Source organism: Photorhabdus hindustanensis (assembly GCF_002968995.1).
GTDB classification, from domain to species: Bacteria; Pseudomonadota; Gammaproteobacteria; order Enterobacterales; family Enterobacteriaceae; genus Photorhabdus; species Photorhabdus akhurstii.
Window position 1 is genome coordinate 36,334 of record NZ_PUWT01000054.1, and the last position, 26,456, is coordinate 62,789.

Consider the following 26,456-nt stretch of genomic DNA (forward strand, 5'->3'; position numbering starts at 1 on the left):
AAAATGATTAGCCTATTACAAGTAAGGGATGCCGTCGCGCTGAATGGACGGGCAGATGCTAAGTTGTTGAGCCACCAGCTTTCTGCTTCATTATCGATGGTAGAAGCGATGCTTGAACAACTCACCGTAATGGGCAAATTGGAAAAAATTGATACAACTGCTCGCCTAAGCGGCAGTTGCAAACAATGCCCTGAAACACAGAAATGTGATACGGCGGTTTATCGGATCGCTGGGGGATATTGAATAATTAAAAAAATAATCAATTCAATGTGAGGTAGTCATCACTTGACCTTGCTAAAAAGATACTATACATTGCGGACATCAACACCCGCGATAGCGTCAATCCACCGACGAGATCAGCGGGTTTTTTTCATGTACAGAAAAAACTTAGCAAAATCCGCCATAAACCCTCGCCCAATGCGGGCGGTGACATAAGGCGAAAAGCCCGCAGGGCTTTCAGGTTATTAACCATCACGTTCACTGCCAGCCCGGGGGGGGGGGACACGGCCAAAAAAAGCGGTTAAAATACATAAACTATCCCGATGAGCGCTGATGATGTTAAGAGCCACCAAAGTCCGCATTTACCCGACACCCGAACAGGCTGATCATCTCAATGCTCAGTTCGGTGCGGTTCGTTTCGCGTACAACAAGGCGCTCCATATCAAGAAGCACGCTTATCAACGCCACGGGGTGAACCTTAGCCCGCGTAAAGACCTCAAGCCCTTACTGTCAGTGGCGAAAAAATCCCGCCGGTATGCCTGGCTCAAAGCGTATGACGCCATCGCCTTGCAGCAGGCGGTGATTAACCTCGATATGGCGTTTTCCAACTTTTTTAATCCGAAGCTGAAAGTGCGCTTCCCGGCGTTCAAACGCAAGCATGGCAGGCAGTCCAGCTATCATTGTGTCGGGGTGAAGGTGCTGGACGGGGCAATAAAAATACCCAAGTTATCGCCGATAGAAGCCCGTCTGCACCGTGAAATGACCGGAGAGGTGAAAAGCATGACCCTGAGTCGTTCAGCCACCGGCAAATACTACGCCTCGATACTCTGTGATGATGGCATGGCCGCGCCCGAGAAGCCCGCTTTGATAACCCAGATGACAGGTTTGGATATGGGATTATCTCACTACGCTGTCAAATCCAGCGGAGATAAGATGGCCAATCCCCGTCATCTTATCAATGCCGGCCGTAATCTGAGGCGTAAACAGAAGGCCCTCTCCCGGAAACAAAAAGGCAGCGCCAACCGCCGTAAAGCACGACAGAGGCTTGCCGCCGTACACGAGCGGGTAGCGAATGCTCGCGCCGATTTTCAACACAAACTCTCCCGAACAATGGTTGACGAAAACCAAGCGATAATTGTGGAGACGCTGAAATCGGCCAACATGATGAAGAATCCCAGGCTGGCTCGCGCTATCGGCGATGCGGGCTGGCATGGCTTCATCAAGAAACTCGAATACAAAGCCGCAGAGAAAGGGGTTCATCTGGTGAAGCTGGATCAGTGGTTCGCCAGTTCGAAAACCTGTCACTGTTGCGGTTACAAAATGCCAGAACTGCCGCTGCATAAGCGGAGCTGGCCATGTCCTTGCTGTGGTGTCGAACATGATCGTGATATCAACGCAGCGCTCAACATCGAGCGCAAGGGCATACAGGAATTACAGGCGGCGGGACTCGTCGTTTCTGCCCACGGAGGCCAGCGTAAATCCGTTGCATCGACGGTGGCGGCCTGAGAAGTGGGAAGCCTTGCCGTTTACGGCGGGGAGCAGTCACTAGAGTTATTTTGTTAATAACACTTTCTCAACACTAATCATATGAGATTCTATTAAATGTCTGTTTATAACAAACCTTTTTTAACTCCAGCAGAGCTGGTAAATATTCATCTTGAAGATAAAGGTGTTTTATTTACTCATCCCTTTAATAAAGTCTTTGCTGAGAAAGCGCTATCCCTAATTAATTGGTATAGATTCAAATCATACTTATATCCTTATTTAAATCATTCAACGAAAGAATATTTACCAGGTACTGAATTTAAAAATGGCTTTGACTTATATTTGTTTGACTGTGAATTAAGAGAACTATGTAACAAATACATATTAAGAATAGAAGTTAAAGCAAAGAGTATTCTTGACCAAGTAATAACAAAGTATCTAAACGACCCTTTTTGGTATCTCAGCGATGATGTATTCACACCAAATAAAGCACCATATCAAGAAAGAATGAAGATAAAAGCGCTCATGGAAAAATCCACTCAGGAATTCGCTGTTTACTATAAAAATAACTATACAAGCACAAAGGAATCTTATAGGCAAAATCCTCCATTTTGGATAGCTATAGAATTAATGTCTTTTGATTCAATGATGAAATTGATTGCCGCTTTAGACACGACAAAATTCACATCCTCAGGAAAAAATCATCTCAATGATTTTGCAACCGCTATGGGAGCCAATACATTTAAAGAAGTAAAATCGTGGCTTTACGCGCTAAAGGAATTAAGAAACAAATCTTCGCATAGTTCCAGGACTTGGAATAGTAATTATCGTTTGCCATCAGGGTTCGTAGATAACAATAATAATATTGTTGGAAATAGAATAACAATCAGGCCAACAATGAAGAATAAAATCTATACTACACTGATTGTTTTAAAAATAATGTCTAAGACTTTGATAAGCCCATCAGAAAAATTCGAAGTTGAATTTAAAAATCTTATAAATAAATACAGTTATATAAGTATTTTAACTCATTCAATGGGAATTCCCTCAGGATGGGACAAGGAAAATATATGGAATTAAAAAGTAGAATTTGCCTTTCTTAGTAACAAATTGAATCCCTATGATTTATCTCATCGTTAGAAGAACTAACATTGAGCCGCCGCATTCACGCGGCGGACGCTTTACTTTCCCAAACCACACCAATAAAAATCTGTTATCTCATCGACCTTATAATGCTTCTCTGCCAACAAATTCAGTCAATAACCCAACAAACTCATCAGGATGAGAAATAAAAGGCGCATGAGCGGCATGACGCATCATGGCTGAAACTGAACGCGGCCATTTTTCATCAAGAATGTTGAGGATTTTTCTTGGCGCCAACCCATCCAGATAACCGTAAATCCGCAGGAACGGTATGGCAAGTTCAGCCAAAGGCTCCCTTAAATCTTCTGTACGCAAAATTTCTAGTCCAACATGCAGTACTTCAACAGAAGGCATCGGCTGTGCCAGCACAACGGATTTCAGTAATCGCGCATCTTGACGGGCGCTGTCAGTACCTAATGTCTGTAAAGCAAGAAAACGCTCAACTGTGCGCTGGAAATCTTCACTAAGCTGATGTTCGAAATCACGCAAAACTTCCGGCTTAATCCCCGGCCAGTCACTTTCTGCGCTGAAATGCGGTGAAGAAGCCACGGTAATTAATCCGGCAACCTTATCCTGATGGTCAAGCGCAATCCGGCTGGCAACTAATCCTCCCAACGACCAGCCTAGCCATAACGCATTTTCAGGCGCATATCGCCAAACTTCATCCGCCATGTCAGCAAGATTCATCGGGCCATATTTCTGGCTACGGCCATAACCCGGCAAATCCACCAAATGTAAACGAAAATGCGGAGCACATCGCATTTCAATGGAACGCCAGACTTCCGCATTCAACCCCCATCCGTGCAGCAACACAAGATCACGCGAACCTTCATCAGAAGTCTGCCAAAACAGATCAGCCATTGTTATTCTCAACTTTATTTGCCATCAAGGAAGAACTCTATGCTAACAATGGTTGGGTACTGTTGGCTATGCCGTCAGCCTCTTTGGTTTCCACATCATGGAGTATGCAGCTTTTGCAACAAGCGGTTGAAACGGTTGACAAACATGTGCCCGTGTTGCGCTCTGCCCTCAGAACTCCCTTCATTGCCTTGTGGACGCTGCCTCAAAAAACCGCCTCTATGGGAGAATATGATAGCGATTACCGACTACTGCCCACCATTGAGCGGCCTAATTCGTCGCTATAAATATCACAGCACCCCACAACTTGCGTCAGTGCTAGCGCGTCTGTTTCTGCTGCATTGGCAACAGGGCTATCGTGATGGACGATGGCATAAACCCAACATTCTGCTCAGTGTGCCACTGCATCGGCACCGGCGATGGAAACGAGGATTTGATCAAAGTGTATTAATGGCAAAGCTATTATCAGAATGGCTACAATGCGATTACCAGCAAAGCTTTCTACAGCGGACGCATGCTACACTACCACAAAGAAATTTATCGGCAGCACGGCGTAAGGTTAATCTCAGGAAAGCATTTCAGCTTTGTGGCCCAGTCGCAGGACAACATGTCGCCATACTGGATGATGTGATTACCACCGGTGCGACCATGACTGAAATTTCCCGTTTGTTAATTCGTGCTGGCGCCCGTTCAGTACAGGTTTGGGCGATTTGTCGAACCTTGTAGTCAATACGAAAATGGGCGTATTATAACCAACTATAGCAGTCAACTATTGAGCAAATGATATGATTAATATTACTGAAGCAGCGCAAGCTCATTTTGCCAAATTACTGGCAAACCAAGAACCAGGCACACAAATTCGCGTATTTGTCATCAATCCAGGTACACCTACCGCTGAGTGCGGCGTATCTTACTGCCCGCCTGATGCTGTTGAAGCGACAGACACTGAACTGAAATTTGATCAACTGTCAGCTTACGTTGACGAACTGAGCGCCCCTTTCCTTGAAGAAGCTGAAATTGATTTTGTCACCGATCAGTTAGGCTCTCAGCTAACATTAAAAGCCCCTAACGCCAAAATGCGTAAAGTTTCTGACGACGCTCCACTTGTCGAACGTGTGGAATACGTTTTGCAATCACAAATTAATCCACAATTAGCCGGTCACGGCGGCCGCGTCAGCTTGATGGAAATCACTGATGATGGTTTCGCTATCCTTCAATTCGGCGGCGGTTGTAATGGCTGTTCAATGGTTGATGTCACTCTGAAAGAAGGGATTGAAAAAGAGTTGCTAAACATGTTCCCAGAACTAAAAGGGGTAAAAGACTTAACTGAACACCAGCGCGGTGAACACTCTTATTACTAATAACATATTACTGATAACAAATTTTCCCGTTCGGATAATCGTCGGGAAAACATTATTACGATAATAATCTAACGGGATAATCTCTAAGTTTTCAAGAGCAAGTCAAAATATATATGGAACATTTTCAAACCATCAGCCCTGAGCAGGCTTATCAACACTGGCAAGATAAATTCGCCATTATGGTGGATATCCGTGATCCACAGAGTTTCCGAGCAGGCCATGCCCGCGGCGCTTTTCATTTGACTAATGACACATTGAATGAATTTATGTTACAGGCCAATTTCGAGCAGCCGGTTATGGTTATGTGTTATCACGGTCATAGCAGCCAGAGCGCCGCACAGTATTTATTAAACATCGGTTTTGAAACTGTCTACAGCATTAATGGCGGCTTTGAAGCCTGGCGTAGAGACTATCCTCACGCTGTTGACTCCTTACCTAATCCGGCATAACACACCTCATGATCCGCGTAATCGCTATTTCAAATCCGCGTCTAGCGCAAGCCTTTATCGATTATATGGCGACCCATCAGGTCCATCTCACTATGCGTCCCAGCCACGATGGGCAACACGTCGAACTGTGGCTAGAAGATGACACTAAACTGACCATCGTTCAGCAAGAGCTGGAACAATTTACTCGCGATCCGCTAAATGAACGTTATCAAGCGGCCAGCTGGCAATCTGGTGATGTGAATCACCCATTGAAGTACCACAATAATCTGAATTGGCAATATTTAAGTCGTCAGGCTGGCCCATTAACCATTACCGTTTTACTCCTAAATATCGTCGTTTATCTCTGGATGCAATTTGCCGGGGATTATCAAGTGATGTCTTGGCTAGCCTGGCCTGACGATAGCCAACATATGGAGCTATGGCGTTGGGTCACTCATGGCTTACTACACTTCTCACTGCTGCATATCATCTTTAATCTCATGTGGTGGTGGTATCTTGGCGGGCAAACAGAAAAGCACCTCGGTACAGGAAAACTATTTGTCATTATGATTGTTTCCGCTGTTTTCAGCGGCTGGGGGCAATCATTATTCAGTGGTTCTCATTTTGGCGGCCTTTCTGGGGTTGTTTACGCTTTAATTGGTTATGTCTGGCTAACCGGTGAGCGGGCGCCCGAACAGGGTATTGGCATCCCCCGTGGTTTGATGGCTTTTTCAATCTTCTGGCTGATTGTTGGATACTTCGATGCATTTGGGCTATCCATTGCTAACGCCGCCCATTTCTCCGGTTTAATTATCGGTTTACTGATGGCGTTGTGGGATAACCGCCATACATTCAAAAATAATAACCGACACTTTTAGACACTTAGAGGACTATCGTGAAGCAAACTCAACGGCATGATGCAATAGTTGAGCTGGTGCGCCTTCAGGGCTACGTCAGCACTGAAGAGTTGGTTGAACACTTTAATGTCAGCCCCCAGACTATCCGCCGTGATTTGAACGATTTGGCAGATAAAAACAAAATACAGCGGCATCACGGCGGAGCCGCATTACCATCAAGTTCGGTTAATACTGCTTATCACGACCGCAAGATCATGTGGTCAGAAGAGAAAGCACGTATTGCGCAACGTGTTGCTAGCCATATCCCGGACGGCGCGACGCTGTTTATTGACATTGGCACGACACCAGAAGCTGTCGCTCACGCACTGTTAAATCATAAAGATCTACGGATTGTCACTAATAACCTCAACGTCGCTACCCTGTTGATGACAAAAGAAGACTTCCGTTTAATTTTAGCGGGAGGGGAAATTCGTTCTCGTGACGGCGGCATTATCGGTGAAGCCACACTGGATTTTATCTCCCAGTTTCGGCTCGATTACGGCATTCTCGGCATCAGTGGTATTGACATGGATGGCTCACTACTGGAATTTGATTACCATGAAGTGCGCGTAAAACGCGCAATTATCGAAAACTCCCGTTGCGTTATGTTAGTCACCGACCATTCTAAATTTGGTCGTAATGCTATGGTCAATCTGGGCAATATGAACCTCATTGATCACCTATTTACTGACCAGCTTCCCCCGCCAAGCATCCATAAAGTCATTGAGCAGCATAACGTACAGCTCGAACTCTGCTAAGAATTTTCTCTATATTCGGGGGATAACACTATCCCCTACCTCCCCTTATCCGCGCCACAGTTAAATTTCTTTATTAATACCATGTAAATTATATGGATATGATAATATTTGTTATCTATATCACGTGAACATGTTTTTTCTTAACAAATAGTTGGCTATTGATCGATTTCTGATTACAATCGTGAGCGAAAACGAGCATTAAAGAACTGTTTCGAACATTTTAGGGGGATGCATGGAAACTAAAGACTTGATTGTGATCGGTGGCGGGATCAACGGCGCCGGAATTGCGGCAGATGCTGCTGGCCGGGGGCTTTCTGTTCTGTTGCTGGAAGCACAAGATTTAGCCAAAGCCACGTCATCCGCCAGTTCAAAACTGATCCACGGTGGCTTACGCTATCTGGAACATTATGAATTCCGTTTGGTCGGCGAAGCGCTGGCAGAACGTGAAGTTTTACTGAACCTTGCACCACACATCGCTTTTCCGATGCGTTTCCGCCTGCCGCACCAGCCACATCTGCGTCCAGCATGGATGATCCGTATTGGCCTGTTCCTTTATGACAATCTAGGCAAACGTGTCAGCCTACCCCGCAGTAAAGGGCTGAAATTCGGTACCAATTCTGTTCTGAAACCAGAATTGGTCCGTGGCTTCGAATATTCTGACTGCTGGGTTGATGATGCTCGTTTAGTTGTCCTTAACGCTCAGGAAGTTAAAAAACATGGCGGGGAAGTTCGAACCCGGACAAAAGTGACCCGTGCATGGCGCGAACAAGAGGGTTGGATGGTTGAAGCCGAAGATTTGCGTACCGGTAAGACTTATACCTGGCGAGCAAAAGGTCTGGTTAATGCTACCGGCCCTTGGGTTAAAGAGTTCTTTGACGATGGTCTGAAATTAAAATCACCTTATGGTATTCGCCTAATCAAAGGCAGTCATATTGTGGTGCCAAGAGTGCATGATGAGCCGCAAGCTTATATTCTGCAAAACGAAGATCACCGGATCGTATTTGTTATTCCTTGGATGGATGAATTTTCCATTATCGGAACAACCGATGTGGAATATCAAGGTGATCCAAAAGAGGCGAAGATTGACGATCAGGAGATTAATTATCTGCTGGGAGTTTATAACGACCACTTCAAGAAACAACTTAGCCGTGACGATATCGTCTGGACCTATTCTGGCGTACGTCCACTGTGCGATGATGAATCCGATTCACCTCAGGCCATTACACGCGACTATACCCTTGACATTCATGATGAACAGGGCAAAGCACCATTACTGTCTGTGTTTGGCGGTAAATTAACCACTTACCGTAAACTGGCGGAACACGCAACCGAGAAGCTCATGCAGTACTATCCCAATGCCGGAAAAACCTGGACCAAAAATGGTCAGTTACCGGGTGGTAATCTGGAAGGGTGCGATCGTGATGGTTATGCCCGTTTATTGCGTAAACGTTACAACTGGTTACCGGAAGGTGTTGCCGTACGTTATGCGCGTACTTACGGCAGCAACAGCGAACTGATTCTGCAAGGCGCTAATAATCTGACCGATCTGGGCGAATCCTTCGGTCACGGCCTGTATGAAGCAGAGCTTCGTTATCTGGCCGATAATGAGTGGGTTGTTGAACTAGATGACGCAATCTGGCGCCGTACCAAATTGGGTATGTGGCTGAAAGAAGAACAGAAACAACGTATTGCAACATGGCTGGCGGAGAATGCTAAGCCATTGTGAGCTAAAATTAAATCAATATAAAGATAGCTAATATAAACTTAGGCGCAAAATTATATATTGTGCCTATTTTTTTACTTATTTACGCTCAACTTAACTGCAATTACAGATATCAGATAGACAAATATAATTTTGTTATTTAAATATTCCCCAGTCATTTATTAAAAAAACAATCTCCACCCTACAGAACGAATAACTTATTCAACAAATAACAATATTGTTTATCGAAAAATAAAGCTCCAGAATAAGCTCATTGAACATTTTATATCATGAATAAGGTATAAAATAACCGAACAGCTTTCAAAGAAGAATAACCCAATTATCATCTTTAGGGTTTCTAGTAATCAATAACCACCCATTTTTCTAAGCCGTTGCCCAGATTATTGCATCAGGCAGCTTTATCTTTTTTTCATGACAGACAATTACTGCACGTTTTACTACCTAGATTCTTGTTACATTTTCTTTGTCCCTATCCAGAGTCTTATCTCCCACCATAACCGTTATCTACATTAGCTTGTTCATATCCATTTAAATAATCAATATATTAGTATCAAATAAAGACTTCATAGCAATCATTGCCATTCCTTGCGTAAATTATTTTGATATTCCAATCCATCCAATTTTTTATCCCCCCACAAACCAAAAGCACTGTTATTCTGTTCTGAAATATTAGCATCAAGGTAAGCATCTATTGCTTTCCGGATCTGTGCAGCACGTGACTTATCGGGAGAACGCTCCTTTAAAATCTCGAGCTTTCTAATTGTTTCTTCTGGCAGATCTATATTAATTCTTACCATAGCAACCATATTTATTTCCCCTTATCAGATATCTGATATATGTATCATATACCTCATTAGTTCGATTGTCTATTTTTTGATCCAAAAAATTATTGTGATAACTAATCAACAGATTTTACTCTGAAAATATCTATTGATCATGTAAACAAAACATTTAAAACATGTGACTTTTCCATTTGCAACAATACCTAAAATAACCTATAAATAAAGCTGTTACATACATATCGGTACTGTTTAACCCTATCTTTGATTAGATAAAAGTTCAAATAAAAACAAATTGTTAAGTTATTTTTAGGGAATGAACTTAACAAACAACCTGGTAGCAATAGATGCCCCAAAATTATAACTTGTGAGATATTACATGACTATTGATATAGATATTGATCAGCTATTAAAAACAGAAGCTTCATTTATGCTAGGGACCCTGACGTTAGAATCTCACATTATCGGGGTGATGAAATACGAAGATGGCACCCTTTTGATAACCCAAGATAGTCCATTCTACCCAAAGAACTATAAGTGGCCAGACCAGCTACATGATAATGGAATAATTTCAATAGGCGATAAAGAACTTGCTGCGACAAAAGTTTACACCGCTGGTCTTATTGATAGTCATTTATATATAGATCAGGAAATAACGAAACAAACAACGTCGCCAGACAAAATTATGCCAGCACACTACTTACCTGATTTACACGGAATTTCTGAAACAGATCTCATAGGGAAAACGGTAACTCTATCTGTGAACGATGAAACAAGGTATAAGGTAAGTGCCGCACACTCGATGGCCCACTTTATGTCCCTTGCTTTAAATAAAGCAACTAATCACATATGGTCCAAAGTATACGATACCGATGATTTAGGGAGTTATAATTTAGATAAAGCCGCCATTTACCAATCTTCTATTACAGAACTTAAATCCGTTGATATTTATCGCTTTGGTAAATCGCTCAAAAAGAAAGGATTTGATAAAAATATATTAATTGAAAATCTGGACAAAATTAATAGAGAAGTTAATAACACACTCAACAATTGGTTGTCTCAGGGTGCGGAAATAACCATTGAATATAAATCAAAAGAGATTAATGACACTAGATTATGGAAATCGACTATTGACTCTAAAGTAGTCACTATCCCATGCGGAGGCACACATATAAATAATATCAATGAAGTCAAAAAAGTAAATGTTGAAATAAAGATCGGTGAATCTGCTGATTTTGTCCAAGTAACGACTCATTGCAGAGTATAAAGTCATGAATCTCGACCTACTTTATTTTTATCTTCTTCTGGTTGTTTTATCCTATATAACACCAGGCCCAGACTGGGCTATTATCAGCAAAAAAGTATCAATCCTGTAATAGAGCTCTGACAGTATATCCTTGATTGGGATGATTTGGTGTTTACGGAGCAGAAGACCGGCCACTATACCCTATGGATTTCAAGTTGCATCGCGACGGCAAGGGAGTGAATCCCCGGGAGCATAGATAACTCTGTTACCGGGGTGAGCGAGTGCAGCCAACAAAGAGGCGGCTTGAAAGATAACGGGTATATATATTTTGGATGACCCAGCATGCTTACGTTTCATAAGATTTCAAATGGAGACGCTAAATGTATATCTATTAGTTATACAACTGCTATAATGACTGTCTACCAATTTGCTACACAGGTGATTTATGAGAACACAACCTAAAGAAACCCCGATCAACATCCGGGCGAAAGCCTTCCAGCGGGAACTTATTGACCATGCAGCAAACCTGCTCTCAAAGACCCGAACTGATTTCATCTTGGATGCTGCCTGCCGCGCAGCCGAAGATGCCATACTCGATCAGCGCCACTTTTTCGTTAACGACGAAAAATACCATGTGTTCATGCAGATGCTGGAGCAACCACTTTCTGATAATGAAGGTTTTAAAAAACTGATGGGATATAAAGCTCCGTGGGAATAAGCACACCTGAAATATTAACGGCTGAACATAATATAAATGATTTTTATTGCCAGCATGAAACATTAAACGAATGGCTTTCACGCCGGGCTTTAAAAAATAATAAGCTCGGTGCAAGCCGCACATTTGTTATTTGCAAGAAAGGCACAAAAGACGTTATCGGTTATTATTGTCTAAGCGCCGGTTCAATTAATCATATTGAATCTACACCATCGCTTAAACGCAATATGCCAGATCCTATCCCTGTAGTGCTTCTCGGCCGTCTGGCTGTCGATGTGGAATATCAGGGGAAGAAGCTCGGGGCATTGCTTCTCCAAGATGCTTGGAAGCGTGTCGCCAGCACGGCAGAACAGGTGGGTATTTCAGCTATAATCGTCCACGCACTTGATGAGAGCGCTCGAACGTTCTATACGCGTCTTGGCTTCGCCCAGTCACCGTTGGAGCCATACACGCTAATGCTTCCATTAGGCAAACAGAAGTGACTGCTCCCCGCCGTAAAAAACGGCGAGGCTTCCCACTTCTCAGGCCGCAACCGTCTTTATGGCGGATTGACGCTGGCCTCCGTGGGCAGAGACGACGAGTCCCGCCGCTTGTAATTCTCTCGTGCCCTTGCTCTGGATGTTGATCGCCGCATTGATAAATACAAGAACAACTATTCCTTAAGTATTCACTAAATCCACCGCTTCACGCGTCAGGCGACCAATTTCCTGCCAATTTTGGTTATCCACCAGCGCCTTACTGACCATCCATGAACCACCACACGCCACAATACGCGGTACAGCAAGATAATCGCGGATATTATCTGGTCCGATTCCCCCAGTCGGCATAATTTGCAGTTCAGTATAAGGTGCTAATATCGCTTTAATCATTGGCAAACCGCCGGAAGGTTCCGCCGGAAAGAATTTCAACAGTTTTAATCCCAATTCCATTGCACCTTCAACCGCGCTTGGATTATTCACGCCCGGAATAATAGGAATATTCAATTGCTGACAAGCTTTGACCGTATTTGGATTAAAACCCGGCGAAACCATAAAATCGGCGCCCGCCTGTTTCGCAGCAATTACCTGTTCACGATTCAGGACGGTTCCTGCTCCAATCAGCATATTCGGCTGAGCCTCTCTTAACAGACGAATAGCTTCCGCCGCTACCGAGGAACGGAAAGTAATTTCCGCTACCAGTAAGCCATTATCAGCTAATGCCTTACCCAACGGAATAATGTCTTCCGCACGCTCAACCGTAATCACAGGTACAATTTTTAACTGGCGTAACTGCTCAATCATCTGTTTCATCGATTTTTCCTCTGCTGTTAAAAGAAACCGTCAGTCACGATCTTAGTGGCACTCATTGGAATAATCGCCCCTTTATGCTGAATAACTGTACCAGCCAGACAATGCCCCATGATTGCCGCTTGTTGTATCGAGTAATCCGTCAGAAATCCTGCCAAAAACCCGGCATTAAAGGCATCTCCCGCCGCTGTGGTATCGACCACGTTAACAACCGGCGCCGTTGGGATCAGCTCAATCGGAGTATCCTGTACCAAATGCTGATAATAACAACCGACAGCCCCCGCTTTAATCACGGCTTCTTTAACGCCTGCTTGTTTCAGGCGAGTCATGGTTGCTGTAACCGATTTATCGCCCCACAGCTTGCATTCATCGTCATCGGTCACCAGTGCCAGTGAGGTAAAGGAGAGTAATTTCTGATAACAAACTTGGGTTTGTGCCACACTTTCCCACAATGCCGGACGATAATTACTGTCGAAAACAATGGTTTTTCCTTGCGCAGCCAGTTCAGCCAACAAGTTCAGTAACTTTTCTCGATCATCGGCAGGCAAGATAGCCAGGCTGATACCACTGAGATAAATGACATCCATCTGCTGCAACGCTTGAATAACCGAAGAGAAATCAGGATGGCGCACTATATAACGGGCAGCGGAATCATTACGCCAATACAGAAAGGTGCGTTCTCCTTGTTCATCAAGTTGAATCAAATACAACCCCGGTTGATGAGCCGGATCACGCAAAACCAGATGTGTATGAATACCTTCGTCTTGCCAACGTGTGATCATTCCTTCACTAAGCGAATCCATCCCTAACACAGTCACAAAATGAACGGCAATCTTCTGTTGGCTTGCACGGGCTAAATAAACCGCACTGTTCAGGACATCACCACCAAAAGCCTGATGCATGGTAGCGAAAGGGGCGCCATTCAGTTCAATCATACATTCACCAAGGAATGCAATCTGCTTCATGGATTTTCCCCCGGCAAGGCAAAATAACGGCGGGCGTTATTAAAGCAAATATCCTCAACCATCTGCCCTAACATTGCTTTGTTGTTAGGAATTTCGCCCTTTTCTGCCCATTGACCTAACAAATTACACAGAATGCGACGAAAATATTCATGCCGTGAGTATGAAAGAAAGCTGCGAGAATCGGTCAACATCCCAACAAATTGACTTAGCAGCCCAAGTTGGGAAAGTTGTTCAAGCTGACGCAACATGCCATCTTTCTGATCATTGAACCACCAGCCCGAACCAAACTGAACTTTACCGGCGATACCGCCACCTTGAAAGTTACCGGCCATCGTAGCAATCACTTCGTTATCTCGTGGGTTCAGACAGTAAAGAATCGTTTTCGGCAACTCATCCGTCACATCCATACTATCCAGCAGGCGAGATAACGGCCAGGCAATACTGTTATCACCAATGGAATCAAAGCCGCTATCCGCGCCAAGTAAGCGGAACATCCGGCTATTATTGTTGCGAATCGCGCCGATATGCATTTGCATCACCCAACCACGGGCGGCATATTGTCGGCCAAGCCATACCAGAATCGCCGTGGTGTACTGCGCAATTTCAAGATCAGAGAGAGTGCTCCCAGTTAACCGTTTTTGCAGGATGCCATTTAATACCGTTTCATCAGGAATCGGAGCATAGCGCAGATTTTCTATACCGTGATCAGCCGCCCGGCAGCCATGAGCAGCAAAATGCTCAAGGCGACGCTCCAACGCGTTCAACACATCAGCAAAAGCAGTGATCGATACATCAGCTACAGCCTCAAGCTGTTTGATATAGTCACTGAAACCCGCCAGTTCAATTTTAAATACCCGATCAGGACGCCAGCTTGGTAATACTTCGATATCGAAACTCTCATCTATCGCAATTTGACGGTGATATTGCAGAGAATCTACCGGATCATCCGTGGTTCCCACCATACGCACATTCATTTGCTGCATAATGCCACGAACTGAAAACTCCGGTGTTGCCAGCTTTTCGTTGCATCGATGCCAGATTTCATCAGCGGTTTGCGGCTCGAACAATTTCCCGGTAATACCAAATGGACGACGTAATTCCAGATGAGTCCAGTGATAAAGCGGATTTCCTAATGTCAACGGTACTGTTTTTGCCCATGCCTGATATTTTTCATAATCACAGGCTTGCTTACCTGTGATCAGCGATTCATCAATACCCGCACAGCGCATTGCCCGCCATTTATAGTGGTCCCCTTCTAACCAAATCTGACCAAGGTTATCAAACCGGCGATTCTCAGCAATTTCACGAGGATTAAGATGACAGTGATAATCATAAATCGGCATATTGGCAGCATGTTCATGATATAGCTGACAGGCAGTTTCATTGTTCAGCAGAAAATCTTCACACATAAAATTTTTCATATCTTTGTTCCTGTCAACCAAATCAAAGTGTCGCCACAGCGTGGCAGGCGCCGCGTTCCAATAATAGTTGGTAAGCTTCAGTAACCACCTGGACAAAATGCGGATCGGCTGACAATGGATTGCCAAAAACAGCCAGCAATGCGGGAACTACATCAATAGATAATCCATACTGTTGGTAAATGGATTTAAATTGGTCAACCAATGGATCGCGCACATCAATCAATTTGCCTTGTTCATCTCTACCGCTGATATAACGCATCCAGCCAGCGATACCTAATGCCAAATGACGATAATCGCTGCCGTTTGCCAGATGATAAGCCACAGAATCAAACATGCGTTGTGGCAGTTTCTGGCTGCCGTCCATTGCTATCTGCCAGGTTTGGTGCTTAAGGTTAGGGTTACTAAAACGCTCAATTAGCCGGTGAGCATATTGAAAAAGATCGGTTCCTGTCGGCATTGTCAGAGTTGGCGCCTGCTCTTTCAGCATCAGATCCAAAGCGGCTTGCCGGTAATCGGGATTCGCCATTGCGTCCGCAATATGCGTATATCCTGCCAAATAGCCCAGATAAGCCAGAAATGAGTGGCTACCATTTAGCATGCGTAATTTCATGGTTTCAAAAGGCACCACATCCTTAACGAATTGGGCGCCTGCCACATCCCAGTTCGGACGGCCACTGGCAAAGTTATCTTCAATCACCCACTGACGGAAAGGTTCACAGGTGATTGCACAAGGATCGCATACACCTAACTGTTCTGCTATCTCTTCCAACGATTCTGGCGTGGCCGCAGGAACTATCCGGTCAACCATTGTGCATGGAAAAGTCACATTCAGTTCAATCCATTGCGCTAACTTTTCATCACGTAAACGGGCAAAATCCACCACAGCTTCACAGGCAACTTTGCCATTTTCTCTGACATTATCGCAGGACATCACCGTCAATGGCGGCAAGTTACGTTCATAACGTAGACGGAGCGCCTCGACAATATAACCAATAGCGGATGCTGGTTCGGTTGGGTTAGCCAAATCCTGTTGAATTAATACATTATTCACATCCAGCTTGCCGCTGGCTGCATCGATGCAATACCCTTTTTCGGTAATCGTCAGAGAAATAATCGCCACTTGTGGCTGCGCTATGGCTTCCAGAATACCTTTATGACCCACAAACTCAGGATGCAAAGCATCAATCATAGAGCCGATAATTTTTAGCTCCGTTTTCTCCGCCCCTTTTTCCGCAATAGTACACAGGCAATTCTGCTCTTTAAGTTGCTGAATCAACCGATGACCGGAGAACAAACTAACTTCACAAATTCCCCAATCACTGCCCGTTTTTTCCAACATATGGTGAGTAAAAACCGCCTGATGTGCCCGGTGAAAAGCGCCACATCCCAGATGAACAATACGAGTAACCAATTTTTGGCGATCATAAGAAGGGAGAGGAACAACAGAATCAATTTTGCAATTAGCAATATTACGGAGCATAAAATAGTTCCTTTCTATTGACGCAGATTACTTAAATGCTTAGTAATTCAGTAACATCTGAGGCAGCCACAAGCTCAGTTGCGGTATAAAAGTCACCAACATCAACGCGATAACCAAAGCGCAATACATGGGGACCAAAGGTTTCAATACCTTATTAATGCTGACATCACCGATAGAACAACCCACAAACAGCGCACTCCCTACCGGCGGCGTACAGATACCAATAGCCAGGTTGAAGGTCATAATGATACCGAAATGTACCGGATCAACCCCCATATTCTGCGCTACCGGCAGGAAAATCGGCGTAAAAATAAGAATCGCCGGAGTCATATCCATAAAAGTTCCGACCAGCAACAAAATGATATTAATGACCAGCAGAATAACCAGTGGATTCTCAGAAACCGCCATTAGCGCATCAGCGATCAAATAGGGCAGATCCGCATTCGCCATTGCCCAAGACATTCCCATCGATGCGCCAATCAGCAACAAAACAATGGAGGTGGTCACCGCAGAATCGAGAATGATTTTTGGTAGTTTGGCGATACTGACTTCACGATAAATCAGCACGGCTAATACAAAGCTGTATAACACGGCAATCGCCGAGGCTTCTGTGGCGGTAAAAATACCGGCAATGATCCCTCCCATAATAACCACAACCAGCATCAGAGAGGGCAATGCGCGAACCAAGGTGGTGAAAAACTCGTTCCACGTCGGCTTGGGTGATACCGGATAACCTCGGCGTTTGGCAATAATTGCCGCCACAATCATCAAGGATACGCCCATTAAAATGCCGGGAATATAGCCCGCCAAAAACAGTGCGGCAATTGATGTGCCGCCAGAAACCAGTGAGTAAACAATCAGAGTGTTACTTGGCGGGATCAACAAACCCGCAGGGCAGGAAGCAATGTTTACAGCCGCGGAGTATTCCGGTTCATAACCCTCTTTTTTCTGCATTGGCGCCATCGTTCCGCCGACCGCCGCAGCCGATGCCACCGCTGAGCCTGAAATCGCGCCGAAAAACATATTCGCCATAATATTGACGTGCACCAGAGAGCCGGGCAAACGGCCGCCCATAACTTTTGCCAGATTAATCAGGCGGGCGGCGATTCCCCCCTGATTCATAATATTTCCCGCCAGAATAAAGAATGGAATAGCCAGTAAAGAGAAATTATCAACACCTACTGCCATACGTTGAGCAACCACCGTAATCGCCGCCTCCATTGGCAACGTCATCATAATTGCCAGTAATGATGACAGACCAATCGCAAAGGATACCGGTACGCCCAGTGCCAACAACACAGCAAAACTACCGAACAACGCTAAAACCACTTGCCAATCCATAAGCTCATCCTCTTCCGCCTGGTGACTTTATTGATTTTCAGAAACAACCGTGTCTTTACCTGAAAAATTCTGAATAAGCTCAACAATGTCTACCAGCACATAGCAAATCATCAGAACACCGCTAATTGGCAGACATAAATAGACATATCCCATCGGTAGCCCTAACGCGGGCGTAATTTGCTTGGTTTCAAGGGTTGAGATCACCAGTATCGATCCGCCATACACCAGCACGATCGAAGCAAACAGAGCGATCGCGGCCTGGATCACTAAACCCACACTATTTTTACCTATTCCCTTAAGTTTCATCGTTAACAGGTCGATAGCTAAATGGCGATGTTGACCTGTGGTATATGCCGCGCCAATCATGGCAACCCACATAAACAGATAACGAGCGAGTTCATCCGTTACCGTACTCGGCGTACCAAACACATAGCGGGAAACCACCTGCCATGTGACACAAAACACCAAAAAAACGGAAAGGCTGACGGTAAAAAATGCCAAACCTTTATTGAGGCAATACACAAGGTTTTTCACGGGGCTTTGTCCTTATTGGCCTCAATGTATGCCCTATTTGATTGACCAAATGGACAAACTGTCTGACCAAAATCAGTAAAGGAAGCTTTACGTTGCTTTGATTATAAGATCCAGGTCAAAAAAACATCCAGTGAGCGGGATCACAAACTGACTGGTTCACCCATTGTGCCGATTATTTTGTGATATTGGTCAACCAAATTGCTTTTACTTTTTGACGAAATCCGAAGTGATGCTTATGGTTTGACCGTCAGTTCAGTTGTGCCCGTAACCTATTTACAACAATTGGAGAACGAATAATGAGCAATGCTAAGCGTATTTTATCTACTGTAATCGGAGCGATATTTGCCTTAGGCGCGTCACAAGTTATGGCAGTAACAACATTAAAACTCAGCCATAACCACAACCGCGACCATGCAGTACACAAGGCAATGACTCAGTTTGCTGATGAAGTTCGCCAAAAAACGAATGGTGATGTTCGTATTCGGATCTATCCAGACGCACAATTGGGTAACCAACGGGAATCGATGGAACTGATGCAAAATGGCGCACTGGATTTAGTCAAATCCAATGCCGCAGAACTGGAAGCTTTCTCGCCCGCTTATTCTGCTTTTAACTTACCTTATCTGTTCCGCGATAAAGCCCATTACGAAAAAGTTAAAAACGGCGAAATTGGCAAAGAGATTCTGACATCCAGCAAAAATCGCGGCTTTATTGGCATAACCTACTATGAAGCCGGAGCACGTAGCTTCTACGCCAAAAAACCTATCCGCACGCCGGAGGATCTAAAAGGCATGAAAATTCGGGTTCAGCCTAGCCCAACTGCCATTTCAATGGTGAAAAACTTAGGCGGCAACCCAACACCATTAGCTTACGGCGAGCTGTATACTGCTTTACAACAGGGTGTCGTAGATGCCGCAGAAAATAATATTCCCTCTTTTAGCCTGAGCCGTCACAGTGAAGTTGCCAGATACTTCTCACTGGATAAACATACTATGGTGCCAGATGTCCTGGCTATTTCGACTAAATCGCTAAATAACCTGTCATCAGAACAACAAAAAATCCTCATAAATGCGGCAACCCACTCTTCGGAATATATGACGAAATTATGGGAAAAATCAGAAGAGAAAGAGCGCCAGAATGCAGAGAAAATTGGGGTCCAGTTCGTCGATGTGGATCAAAAATCGTTTGAAGAAGCGGTCAAACCGATGTACGACGACATTAAAAAAAGCGACCCAATGCTTTACCGTATGGTAGAGCGCATCCGCGCCGTCAGATAATCATCAGTGAAGGCCAAATGGCCTTCGCCTTTAAACGGCATTTTTGGTTGACCAATTTCCATTTCTGACTATTATCTACACAATAGCATCGATAATCATGACAACAATAGCGACACCATGAAGCACTTATTTGAGCCAAAACGTCCTTATCAAGAAGTCGGCATCGCATTAAGAGAGACGATTGCCAACCAGAAATATCGTATTGGGGATCGCCTACCGCCGGAGCGAGAACTTGCTGAATTATTAGGAGTTTCCAGAACGGTTGTGCGTGAAGCATTAATTATGCTCGAACTCGAAAACCTTATTGAAGTCCGCAAAGGTTCCGGGATCTATATTATTAACCGTCCTCACCTGCCAACTTCTTCTTCATGCTCAGTTAACGCAGCGGGACCTTTTGAACTATTACAAGCTCGCCAATTACTGGAAAGTAATATTGCCGAATTTGCCGCCATGCAAGTGACACCAAATAACATTGCTAATATGCGTCGAGCATTGCAAAAAGAATCCGAAGATTTGGCCTCCGGTGAAGATGAATCCGGTGACAGAGAGTTCCATCTGGCGATTGCGGAAGCCACCCATAACAGTATGTTAGTTGAACTGCTTAAACAATCTTGGGCATGGCGGGAAAATAATCCTATGTGGCAGAAACTGCACACGCGAATTACCGATAAAGATTATCGTAAAGAGTGGCTGCACGACCATCAGATCATTTTATCCGCCATGATCAAGAAAGATCCGGCGGCAGCCAAACAAGCAATGTGGCAACATTTAGAGAATGTGAAATTACGTTTACTGGAATTGTCTGATGTTGACGATCCCTATTTCGACGGTTATCTCTTTAATTCATATCCCTGTAAATAAGTTTTTATTCTAGCGTTTGTATAAAGGTAGATAACAATGGAACAAACCTGGCGTTGGTTCGGCCCAAATGATCCTGTTTCTTTAGATGATATCCGTCAGGCTGGTGCAACCGGCATCGTTACCGCATTACACCATATGCCTAACGGATACGTTTGGAACAAAGACGAAATCTTGGCCCGTAAAGCCCTTATCGAAAATAAGGGGCTTATCTGGTCAGTTGTTGAAAGCGTGCCTGTCCATGAAGAGATTAAAACTCAGACCGGTCACTATCAACAATGGATTAATAACTACAAAACTTCACTGAAAAATTTAGCAGAATGTGGCATCGATACCGTTTGCTATAACTTTATGCCTGTATTGGATTGGACACGCACCGATCTGGAATACTCACTCCCTGATGGTTCCAAAGCCTTACGTTTTGATCAAATTTCCTTTGCCGCATTTGAAATCTATATTCTCAAACGTCCAAATGCAGAAGCTGATTACACCGTCGAAGAACAAGCTCAGGCAAAAATCTATTACGACAATATGTCTGCTGCTGATATTAGGAAACTCACCACTAATATTATTGCCGGTCTGCCGGGGGCCGAAGAGGGATATACGTTAGCAGAATTTCAGGCGCAATTAGATCGCTACAAAGATATTACCCGCGATAAGCTGCGTGAACATTTGGCTTATTTTCTACACCAGATTGTTCCTGTTTGTGAGGAATATGATTTACGTTTGGCAATTCACCCGGATGATCCGCCCCGCCCTATTCTGGGCTTACCACGTATCATTTCCACCATTGAAGATATTGCATGGCTGACCACCATTGAACCAAGCCCAGTTAACGGCATTACCATGTGCACCGGCTCCTACGGTGTTCGTGGTGATAATGATTTAGTTGAGATGATTAAATGTTATGGCAACCGAATCTATTTTACTCACCTGCGCTCCACCCAACGGGAAGAAAATAGCAAAACTTTCCATGAAGCCTCTCATTTAGCAGGTGATGTGGATATGTATAACGTAGTGATGGAAATCCTGCGTGAAGAATATCGCCGTAAACAAGCTGGAGATAACCGTTTGATACCTATGCGTCCTGATCACGGCCATCAAATAATTGATGACCTAAAAAAAACAGACTAATCCCGGTTATTCCTGCATTGGCCGATTAAAAGGTTTGGCAGAAATTCGTGGCCTGGAATTAGGTCTAAGGCGAGCGTTTTTTGAAAATAAATAATGAATTTAAGTTATTCACTATATTTACTAGTAACCCTAAAAAGGGTTACTTTATTTATATGAAGCCACGTTAAAGCAATTGACTACAACTTTATATACATGCTCAATTTAAGCTAAAATTTTAATTTATTATTTTAGTTGATTTATTAATATATAAATTGGAGGTGAAAACATAAAATTTTTATCGGGCTTTTTATTTTCCAATAAATAAGAATAGGTTATGCCAACTTATTTTCAGCCTCACCTGTTGTATAATCCTTAGGTTTATTTTCACCAGATGTCTGTAAGTTACGATAGGCTCTCAATCCACCTTTCTTCCAATCTGGCCATTGTTCAACTATTTTACTCGCTTCACTTAAATAAGCCAAAAACTCCTCTCTCTTAGTCATTTTTTTAACTCCTTTATTAAGTTATCTACGTTAGCTTCTTTAGTATTCACATTAAAATGATTTTGGGATTCGTCCCTATATCATGAAACCCATTTATAAATCCAAAACAATGCATTAAAAGCCCAGTTATATCTATAACCAATAACTGACCGATTAGAAAACCAGTAAAAAAGCAAATACTCAATTTTTTCATAGTTAAAACTTTTACTGTGAATAAAGCAATAGCTTTTTGTTCAATATAGAGTAGAATTACTCATATTCTCTTCATGCATTATAATTTCAATCTTCCAATTTACGAGGTTCTCTACGCCAATGAAGTAACACCTACCTTTTAGAAAAAATAACTGGTGCAGCCTTAACAGCATCTAGTCGTGTTTTTTTGACAGGTAGTGTGCATTTACTCTGGTCCTTTTACCCCTTTAGCATGCTGTCTGTCCTGTAAATCAGGAGATTTTATGCCAATTAATATTTGTACTTTCTCACAGCTATCTGTGGAATTTAACGGCTCCCTACTTTTCAGCGAACTTTCAGCTAATCTACCTACTGGCGTATCCGCGCTAATTGGTCGCAATGGACAAGGGAAATCAATATTACTTAAGATCCTGTCTGGTCAACTCCCTCCTTCACAAGGAACAGTGGCATGGCATACACCATTTTATATGGTTAACCAATTGAGCCGCCTCAACGGGCCTCGTATTGCCGATGCACTGGAAGTTACCGATATTTATGACTGCTTTTGCCGTGTAGAACGCGGAGAAGGCCAACCTGAAGATTTAGAAAAATTATACGATGCCTGGCATTTACCTGCACAATGGCAACAGATACTCGATTCTGCCCATCTCAATATTTCACTGGCTCATCCTATTTCCCAACTAAGCGGAGGTGAACAAACACGTCTGGCACTATGCATGGCCTTTTTACAATCTAAAAGCTATCTGTTACTAGATGAACCAAGTAACCATTTGGATGAAAAAAGCCGCCTTTGGTTACAGAAAAAACTACATAAACATCCCAGTGGGGCTCTGATTGTCAGCCATGACAGATACCTACTGGAACACGTTGACAATATTTTTGAACTCAGCAGCAATGGATTGAAATCATTTGGCGGTAATTATTCTTTCTATAAGAATATTAAACAAATGGAAATTACCGCCACCGAACGCAAAGCAGAAGCCGTTACCAAACAAATTAAGCAAGAGAAACAACAACAACAGCTTACATTACAACGAGCAGCCCAACGCCGAAGGCAAGGCGAAGCACAACAGAGCAGTGGCTCTCAATCCAAACTGTTACTTGATATGAAAAAAAAATCGCTCAGAACAGAACCTTTCCAAACTTAAACAACAGCATAATCAGCAAAATAGGAAATTAACCCAAGAACTTCATCAATATAAACAGCAATTGGAGCAATTACACTCACAACACATTACATTGAATTATAAAAACACACAAAATCGCCTGCGCATCCATCTGAATGATTTAGTTATACCTTGGGGTTCTACCATACCAATTTCTTTATCTATCTTTGCAGGTGAGAAGTGGCATATTCGCGGTTGTAATGGCAGTGGTAAATCTACTCTGCTGAAAGTCATTAGTGCTCGACTCAACCCATTGAAAGGTTCATGTCAGATATATGGTACTTATCTCTATTTGGACCAATCTTTCAACTTATTGGATAAAACGCTACCAGCTCCAGAAGCACTCCATATTTTCTATCCAAACATCAGTGTTACAGATTGGCGAACCCGTCTTGGTAATATTCGACTAAGAAGAGAAAAAGCCATGCTGCCAATTAGTCAATTAAGTGGTGGAGAACAGTTAAAAGTTACTCTCCTGGCAATTACTGGGGGTAATCAAGTACCTGATATTCTGCTATTGGATGAGCCAGAAAACCATTTGGATCTCGATTCCCGTTTGTTACTGGAAGAAATATTAAGTAATTATCAAGGTACATTAATATTAATCTCCCATGACACTGAATTTGTACGCCAGTGCGGAATTAAGCAAGAATTCATACTTACAGTATAAAATATATTTCACAGTCTATAATTCAACTAACTGAAATACAATGGTGGGATTAGCCTTTGGAACAACTAAAAGAAACCATGGAATTGATCACTTCTCCTGATGTGGGAATTTTATATTAGTGATGGAAATCAAAGTAATTTATCCGTGAAGTTTAGATTTCCAATCACTTAAGAAAGCTTACGTAGCTACTCAAGTTACGTAAGCCATGCAAGTAATATGCAAAAAACAGGCAAAATATGAATATTCAAGTTCTGCCTGGAAAACATTGTATTTAATTCCTGTTTTTTATTTACAAAAACATCCCTTAATTAACCAAGGAAAACTCTATCTTCCAACAACGTGAATCATTGACATAAAGACGAGGTTTATTTGTGTCATGATTTAATTCGAAATCAATAATAAGTTGAGTACTGGTAGATAAATAACTATTCTCATAAGCCCATCGTAAGACCTCTTTTTTTCCAGGCAAGACAACCGCATCAATATAAAGATCATGACCGGATGCTTCAATATTGACAATTGATTCCGTTTCGTTATTATAATAGCGACCTGATAATCGATGAATATCAATATCACCTTTACCAGTCATCTTCTTCAAATAGAAAACATTGTCATTTTCATCAATCTGTTCCAGTGCGATAACACTGTTATTTTCAATGATCGGTCTGAACCGGATTTCTCCACCCTTCTCTTGGAATGTTCCATCGGCGTTAAAGATAATCGGATTACCTTTCTCGAATAAATTACCTAATAAATAGCAATCTTCCTTGGTAATAATATAGGGATAGGGATCAGCCCCCTTGAACATACCGGTAATATCAATATTACTGGTTCGGCAATGCTCTGGTTCAGTCATATCAGTGTTAAATAATACATTAAGACATTGATTAGTAAACTCAACACTATTAATACCTGTTGCAGCAGTAATCACAATACCTAATTTAGCATCAGGTAAAACACAAACATCAGCTTTAAAACCACCATAGGCGCCATCGTGCCGTATTATCTTTTGCCCTTCACGTTGGCTGATCATCAAACCGTAAGCATAATTGTTGCGATTGCCATTAGCTAAATTTGGCATACGAGATAAATGAGGCAACATATCCCGAACAATTGATGGTGAATAAAATGCTTTCATCCAGCGGCATAAATCACTCACTGTAGAACGCAGCCCCGCACTACCTATAGTTGAATCGTTGTGATCATATCTTATCCATTGATTTGAATCTTCGTTATAGACATAACCTATCGCCCGATCAGAGATAATCTCAGTAACATCATCATAGAAAGAGGTATTATTCATCTTTAATGGAATAAAGATATTCTCTTTCGCATATTCTCTTAACGATTTACCCGAAACCACTTTGATGATTTCTGCCAACAAATTATAGCCCGTATTGCTATAGCTAAAATATTCCCCGGGCGTAAAATTAAGCTTTTGTTGCCGTTGAATCAGTTTTCTCAATAAATCTATACTGCGGTGGTCAAAATCTGAATTTTTACCGGCAAAGCCATAAGGAACATATTTATCCCGTAACCCACTGGTATGATGAATAAGATGTTCGATGGTAATATCAGAGAAATATGCCGGGAAATAATCCACATATTTCCCCACTTTATCCTTGACGTTGAGTTTTCCTTCTTTTTCCAACAAGGCTATACAAAAAGCCGTGAATTGTTTCGAAACACTCGCCATATAGAATTTCGTATTTGGAGTTATAGCAACAGCATGTTCAATGCTGGCTTGCCCGATATAGCGCTTATAAATGGTTTCATCTCCGTGGGTAACAGCAACTGCGAGAGCGCCACCTTTTTTCTTATTTTCAATATCAATTAAATTGTCTATTTTATTAAGAAGAGACTTAATATTATCTCTAGATATCGTCAATTTCATCATTAATTTCCTTATTTAAGGTTATATAAAAAGAACATATATACAATCTGATAATACGGTGTAACAGGGCAGAGCACGAATATAAAAATTCTATCTAAGATAATTACAATCTAATATAATTCAATCCATCCTGCCAGAGAAAGAC

Annotated in this window: 26 protein-coding genes and 2 pseudogenes; 17 read left to right on the forward strand and 11 right to left on the reverse strand. The window is 42.9% G+C overall.

The features are described from left to right. Nucleotides 1-3: 3 nt before the first annotated feature. The 3 genes from C6H66_RS18570 (at nucleotide 4) to C6H66_RS18580 (ending at nucleotide 2,784) form a co-directional block, all read left to right on the forward strand. Complete coding sequence (locus tag C6H66_RS18570; protein ID WP_105396360.1) at nucleotides 4-243, forward strand: FeoC-like transcriptional regulator; 240 nt, start codon at nucleotides 4-6, stop codon at nucleotides 241-243. A 312-nt stretch (nucleotides 244-555) separates the two neighbouring features. Beyond that, entirely contained in the window at nucleotides 556-1,725 is a 1,170-nt protein-coding gene (locus C6H66_RS18575) for an RNA-guided endonuclease InsQ/TnpB family protein (protein WP_105396361.1), read from the forward strand. A 96-nt stretch (nucleotides 1,726-1,821) separates the two neighbouring features. Next, nucleotides 1,822-2,784, forward strand: coding sequence for an Abi family protein (locus tag C6H66_RS18580; protein WP_105396362.1), 963 nt, complete (start codon nucleotides 1,822-1,824; stop codon nucleotides 2,782-2,784). A 147-nt stretch (nucleotides 2,785-2,931) separates the two neighbouring features. Here the strand turns inward: C6H66_RS18580 and bioH are convergent, their stop codons facing one another. Next, a complete protein-coding gene (gene bioH / locus C6H66_RS18585) occupies nucleotides 2,932-3,708 on the reverse strand; it encodes a pimeloyl-ACP methyl ester esterase BioH (protein ID WP_036815092.1) in 777 nt (258 codons plus the stop codon). 39 nt (nucleotides 3,709-3,747) lie between these two features. Here bioH and gntX point away from each other — a divergent pair, with 39 nt between their 5' ends. The 6 genes from gntX (at nucleotide 3,748) to glpD (ending at nucleotide 8,874) form a co-directional block, all read left to right on the forward strand. Then, the gene (gene gntX / locus C6H66_RS18590) at nucleotides 3,748-4,431 is read left to right on the forward strand and encodes a DNA utilization protein GntX (protein WP_105396363.1); all 684 of its coding nucleotides are present in this window, start codon (nucleotides 3,748-3,750) and stop codon (nucleotides 4,429-4,431) included. A gap of 59 nt (nucleotides 4,432-4,490) precedes the next feature. Beyond that, nucleotides 4,491-5,066, forward strand: a complete 576-nt coding sequence (gene nfuA, locus C6H66_RS18595; RefSeq protein WP_036815096.1) for a Fe-S biogenesis protein NfuA — start codon at nucleotides 4,491-4,493, stop codon at nucleotides 5,064-5,066. 113 nt (nucleotides 5,067-5,179) lie between these two features. Beyond that, a complete protein-coding gene (gene glpE / locus C6H66_RS18600) occupies nucleotides 5,180-5,515 on the forward strand; it encodes a thiosulfate sulfurtransferase GlpE (RefSeq protein ID WP_105396364.1) in 336 nt (111 codons plus the stop codon). Nucleotides 5,516-5,523: 8 nt separating this feature from the next. Then, entirely contained in the window at nucleotides 5,524-6,372 is an 849-nt protein-coding gene (glpG, locus tag C6H66_RS18605; RefSeq protein ID WP_046396410.1) for a rhomboid family intramembrane serine protease GlpG, read from the forward strand. Nucleotides 6,373-6,389: 17 nt separating this feature from the next. After that, nucleotides 6,390-7,148, forward strand: coding sequence for a DeoR/GlpR family transcriptional regulator (locus C6H66_RS18610; protein ID WP_036815103.1), 759 nt, complete (start codon nucleotides 6,390-6,392; stop codon nucleotides 7,146-7,148). Nucleotides 7,149-7,380: 232 nt separating this feature from the next. Continuing rightward, on the forward strand, nucleotides 7,381-8,874 hold the full coding sequence (gene glpD / locus C6H66_RS18615) for a glycerol-3-phosphate dehydrogenase (RefSeq protein ID WP_046396411.1): 1,494 nt from the start codon (nucleotides 7,381-7,383) through the stop codon (nucleotides 8,872-8,874). A 569-nt stretch (nucleotides 8,875-9,443) separates the two neighbouring features. Here the strand turns inward: glpD and C6H66_RS18620 are convergent. Continuing rightward, entirely contained in the window at nucleotides 9,444-9,677 is a 234-nt protein-coding gene (locus C6H66_RS18620; protein WP_229000188.1) for a ribbon-helix-helix protein, CopG family, read from the reverse strand. A 352-nt stretch (nucleotides 9,678-10,029) separates the two neighbouring features. Between C6H66_RS18620 and C6H66_RS18625 the strand changes: the two genes are divergently transcribed. The 3 genes from C6H66_RS18625 (at nucleotide 10,030) to C6H66_RS18635 (ending at nucleotide 12,093) form a co-directional block, all read left to right on the forward strand. Beyond that, entirely contained in the window at nucleotides 10,030-10,917 is an 888-nt protein-coding gene (locus C6H66_RS18625; RefSeq protein ID WP_105396365.1) for a hypothetical protein, read from the forward strand. 424 nt (nucleotides 10,918-11,341) lie between these two features. Beyond that, nucleotides 11,342-11,614 carry a type II toxin-antitoxin system TacA family antitoxin gene (locus tag C6H66_RS18630; protein WP_046396352.1) on the forward strand — a complete coding sequence of 91 codons (273 nt, stop codon included), beginning with the start codon at nucleotides 11,342-11,344 and terminating at the stop codon, nucleotides 11,612-11,614. Beyond that, nucleotides 11,605-12,093, forward strand: a complete 489-nt coding sequence (locus C6H66_RS18635) for a GNAT family N-acetyltransferase (protein ID WP_040154170.1) — start codon at nucleotides 11,605-11,607, stop codon at nucleotides 12,091-12,093. The genes C6H66_RS18630 and C6H66_RS18635 overlap by 10 nt, the downstream gene beginning before the upstream one ends. A 39-nt stretch (nucleotides 12,094-12,132) precedes the next feature. Here C6H66_RS18635 and C6H66_RS27715 read toward each other — a convergent pair. The 7 genes and pseudogenes from C6H66_RS27715 to C6H66_RS18670 form a co-directional block, all read right to left on the reverse strand. Further along, nucleotides 12,133-12,249, reverse strand: a pseudogene (locus C6H66_RS27715) (RNA-guided endonuclease InsQ/TnpB family protein); the annotation flags it as partial. Nucleotides 12,250-12,270: 21 nt separating this feature from the next. Further along, entirely contained in the window at nucleotides 12,271-12,900 is a 630-nt protein-coding gene (locus C6H66_RS18645) for a bifunctional 4-hydroxy-2-oxoglutarate aldolase/2-dehydro-3-deoxy-phosphogluconate aldolase (RefSeq protein ID WP_036812710.1), read from the reverse strand. A 17-nt stretch (nucleotides 12,901-12,917) separates the two neighbouring features. Continuing rightward, on the reverse strand, nucleotides 12,918-13,862 hold the full coding sequence (locus tag C6H66_RS18650) for a sugar kinase (protein ID WP_105396366.1): 945 nt from the start codon (nucleotides 13,860-13,862) through the stop codon (nucleotides 12,918-12,920). Continuing rightward, the gene (gene uxaC, locus C6H66_RS18655) at nucleotides 13,859-15,283 is read right to left on the reverse strand and encodes a glucuronate isomerase (RefSeq protein WP_105396367.1); all 1,425 of its coding nucleotides are present in this window, start codon (nucleotides 15,281-15,283) and stop codon (nucleotides 13,859-13,861) included. The genes C6H66_RS18650 and uxaC overlap by 4 nt, the downstream gene beginning before the upstream one ends. A 22-nt stretch (nucleotides 15,284-15,305) precedes the next feature. Further along, nucleotides 15,306-16,763, reverse strand: coding sequence for a fructuronate reductase (locus C6H66_RS18660; protein WP_105396368.1), 1,458 nt, complete (start codon nucleotides 16,761-16,763; stop codon nucleotides 15,306-15,308). A 39-nt stretch (nucleotides 16,764-16,802) separates the two neighbouring features. After that, nucleotides 16,803-18,104, reverse strand: a complete 1,302-nt coding sequence (locus C6H66_RS18665; RefSeq protein WP_105396369.1) for a TRAP transporter large permease — start codon at nucleotides 18,102-18,104, stop codon at nucleotides 16,803-16,805. Nucleotides 18,105-18,131: 27 nt separating this feature from the next. Continuing rightward, nucleotides 18,132-18,638, reverse strand: coding sequence for a TRAP transporter small permease (locus tag C6H66_RS18670; protein WP_105396370.1), 507 nt, complete (start codon nucleotides 18,636-18,638; stop codon nucleotides 18,132-18,134). Between the two features lie 296 nt (nucleotides 18,639-18,934). Between C6H66_RS18670 and C6H66_RS18675 the strand changes: the two genes are divergently transcribed. The 3 genes and pseudogenes from C6H66_RS18675 to uxuA all read left to right on the forward strand — a co-directional run bounded on the left by C6H66_RS18675 (nucleotide 18,935) and on the right by uxuA (nucleotide 22,001). Further along, on the forward strand, nucleotides 18,935-19,915 hold the full coding sequence (locus C6H66_RS18675; protein WP_105396371.1) for a TRAP transporter substrate-binding protein: 981 nt from the start codon (nucleotides 18,935-18,937) through the stop codon (nucleotides 19,913-19,915). Nucleotides 19,916-20,032: 117 nt separating this feature from the next. Then, entirely contained in the window at nucleotides 20,033-20,776 is a 744-nt protein-coding gene (locus C6H66_RS18680) for an FCD domain-containing protein (protein ID WP_105396372.1), read from the forward strand. A 36-nt stretch (nucleotides 20,777-20,812) separates the two neighbouring features. Then, nucleotides 20,813-22,001 (forward strand): annotated as a pseudogene (gene uxuA, locus C6H66_RS18685) (mannonate dehydratase). 217 nt (nucleotides 22,002-22,218) lie between these two features. Here uxuA and C6H66_RS26080 read toward each other — a convergent pair. Further along, the gene (locus C6H66_RS26080; protein WP_160297021.1) at nucleotides 22,219-22,389 is read right to left on the reverse strand and encodes a hypothetical protein; all 171 of its coding nucleotides are present in this window, start codon (nucleotides 22,387-22,389) and stop codon (nucleotides 22,219-22,221) included. A gap of 455 nt (nucleotides 22,390-22,844) precedes the next feature. Here C6H66_RS26080 and C6H66_RS26950 point away from each other — a divergent pair, with 455 nt between their 5' ends. Beyond that, a complete protein-coding gene (locus C6H66_RS26950) occupies nucleotides 22,845-23,729 on the forward strand; it encodes an ATP-binding cassette domain-containing protein (protein ID WP_248000731.1) in 885 nt (294 codons plus the stop codon). 91 nt (nucleotides 23,730-23,820) lie between these two features. Continuing rightward, entirely contained in the window at nucleotides 23,821-24,417 is a 597-nt protein-coding gene (locus tag C6H66_RS26955) for an ATP-binding cassette domain-containing protein (protein WP_248000732.1), read from the forward strand. 304 nt (nucleotides 24,418-24,721) lie between these two features. Here C6H66_RS26955 and C6H66_RS18695 read toward each other — a convergent pair whose 3' ends face one another. Next, the gene (locus C6H66_RS18695) at nucleotides 24,722-26,314 is read right to left on the reverse strand and encodes a serine hydrolase domain-containing protein (RefSeq protein ID WP_105396373.1); all 1,593 of its coding nucleotides are present in this window, start codon (nucleotides 26,312-26,314) and stop codon (nucleotides 24,722-24,724) included. Between the last annotated feature and the right edge of the window lie 142 nt (nucleotides 26,315-26,456).

Bases quoted from the DNA above. Each gene is read 5' to 3' on its own strand.
- C6H66_RS18570 (WP_105396360.1), top strand. From the start codon at position 4: ATGATTAGCCTATTACAAGTAAGGGATGCCGTCGCGCTGAATGGACGG.
- C6H66_RS18575 (WP_105396361.1), top strand. From the start codon at position 556: ATGTTAAGAGCCACCAAAGTCCGCATTTACCCGACACCCGAACAGGCT.
- C6H66_RS18580 (WP_105396362.1), top strand. From the start codon at position 1,822: ATGTCTGTTTATAACAAACCTTTTTTAACTCCAGCAGAGCTGGTAAAT.
- bioH (WP_036815092.1), bottom strand. From the start codon at position 3,708: ATGGCTGATCTGTTTTGGCAGACTTCTGATGAAGGTTCGCGTGATCTT.
- gntX (WP_105396363.1), top strand. From the start codon at position 3,748: ATGCTAACAATGGTTGGGTACTGTTGGCTATGCCGTCAGCCTCTTTGG.
- nfuA (WP_036815096.1), top strand. From the start codon at position 4,491: ATGATTAATATTACTGAAGCAGCGCAAGCTCATTTTGCCAAATTACTG.
- glpE (WP_105396364.1), top strand. From the start codon at position 5,180: ATGGAACATTTTCAAACCATCAGCCCTGAGCAGGCTTATCAACACTGG.
- glpG (WP_046396410.1), top strand. From the start codon at position 5,524: ATGATCCGCGTAATCGCTATTTCAAATCCGCGTCTAGCGCAAGCCTTT.
- glpD (WP_046396411.1), top strand. From the start codon at position 7,381: ATGGAAACTAAAGACTTGATTGTGATCGGTGGCGGGATCAACGGCGCC.
- C6H66_RS18620 (WP_229000188.1), bottom strand. From the start codon at position 9,677: ATGGTTGCTATGGTAAGAATTAATATAGATCTGCCAGAAGAAACAATT.
- C6H66_RS18625 (WP_105396365.1), top strand. From the start codon at position 10,030: ATGACTATTGATATAGATATTGATCAGCTATTAAAAACAGAAGCTTCA.
- C6H66_RS18630 (WP_046396352.1), top strand. From the start codon at position 11,342: ATGAGAACACAACCTAAAGAAACCCCGATCAACATCCGGGCGAAAGCC.
- C6H66_RS18645 (WP_036812710.1), bottom strand. From the start codon at position 12,900: ATGAAACAGATGATTGAGCAGTTACGCCAGTTAAAAATTGTACCTGTG.
- C6H66_RS18650 (WP_105396366.1), bottom strand. From the start codon at position 13,862: ATGAAGCAGATTGCATTCCTTGGTGAATGTATGATTGAACTGAATGGC.
- uxaC (WP_105396367.1), bottom strand. From the start codon at position 15,283: ATGAAAAATTTTATGTGTGAAGATTTTCTGCTGAACAATGAAACTGCC.
- C6H66_RS18660 (WP_105396368.1), bottom strand. From the start codon at position 16,763: ATGCTCCGTAATATTGCTAATTGCAAAATTGATTCTGTTGTTCCTCTC.
- C6H66_RS18665 (WP_105396369.1), bottom strand. From the start codon at position 18,104: ATGGATTGGCAAGTGGTTTTAGCGTTGTTCGGTAGTTTTGCTGTGTTG.
- C6H66_RS18675 (WP_105396371.1), top strand. From the start codon at position 18,935: ATGAGCAATGCTAAGCGTATTTTATCTACTGTAATCGGAGCGATATTT.
- C6H66_RS18680 (WP_105396372.1), top strand. From the start codon at position 20,033: ATGAAGCACTTATTTGAGCCAAAACGTCCTTATCAAGAAGTCGGCATC.
- C6H66_RS26080 (WP_160297021.1), bottom strand. From the start codon at position 22,389: ATGACTAAGAGAGAGGAGTTTTTGGCTTATTTAAGTGAAGCGAGTAAA.
- C6H66_RS26950 (WP_248000731.1), top strand. From the start codon at position 22,845: ATGCCAATTAATATTTGTACTTTCTCACAGCTATCTGTGGAATTTAAC.
- C6H66_RS18695 (WP_105396373.1), bottom strand. From the start codon at position 26,314: ATGATGAAATTGACGATATCTAGAGATAATATTAAGTCTCTTCTTAAT.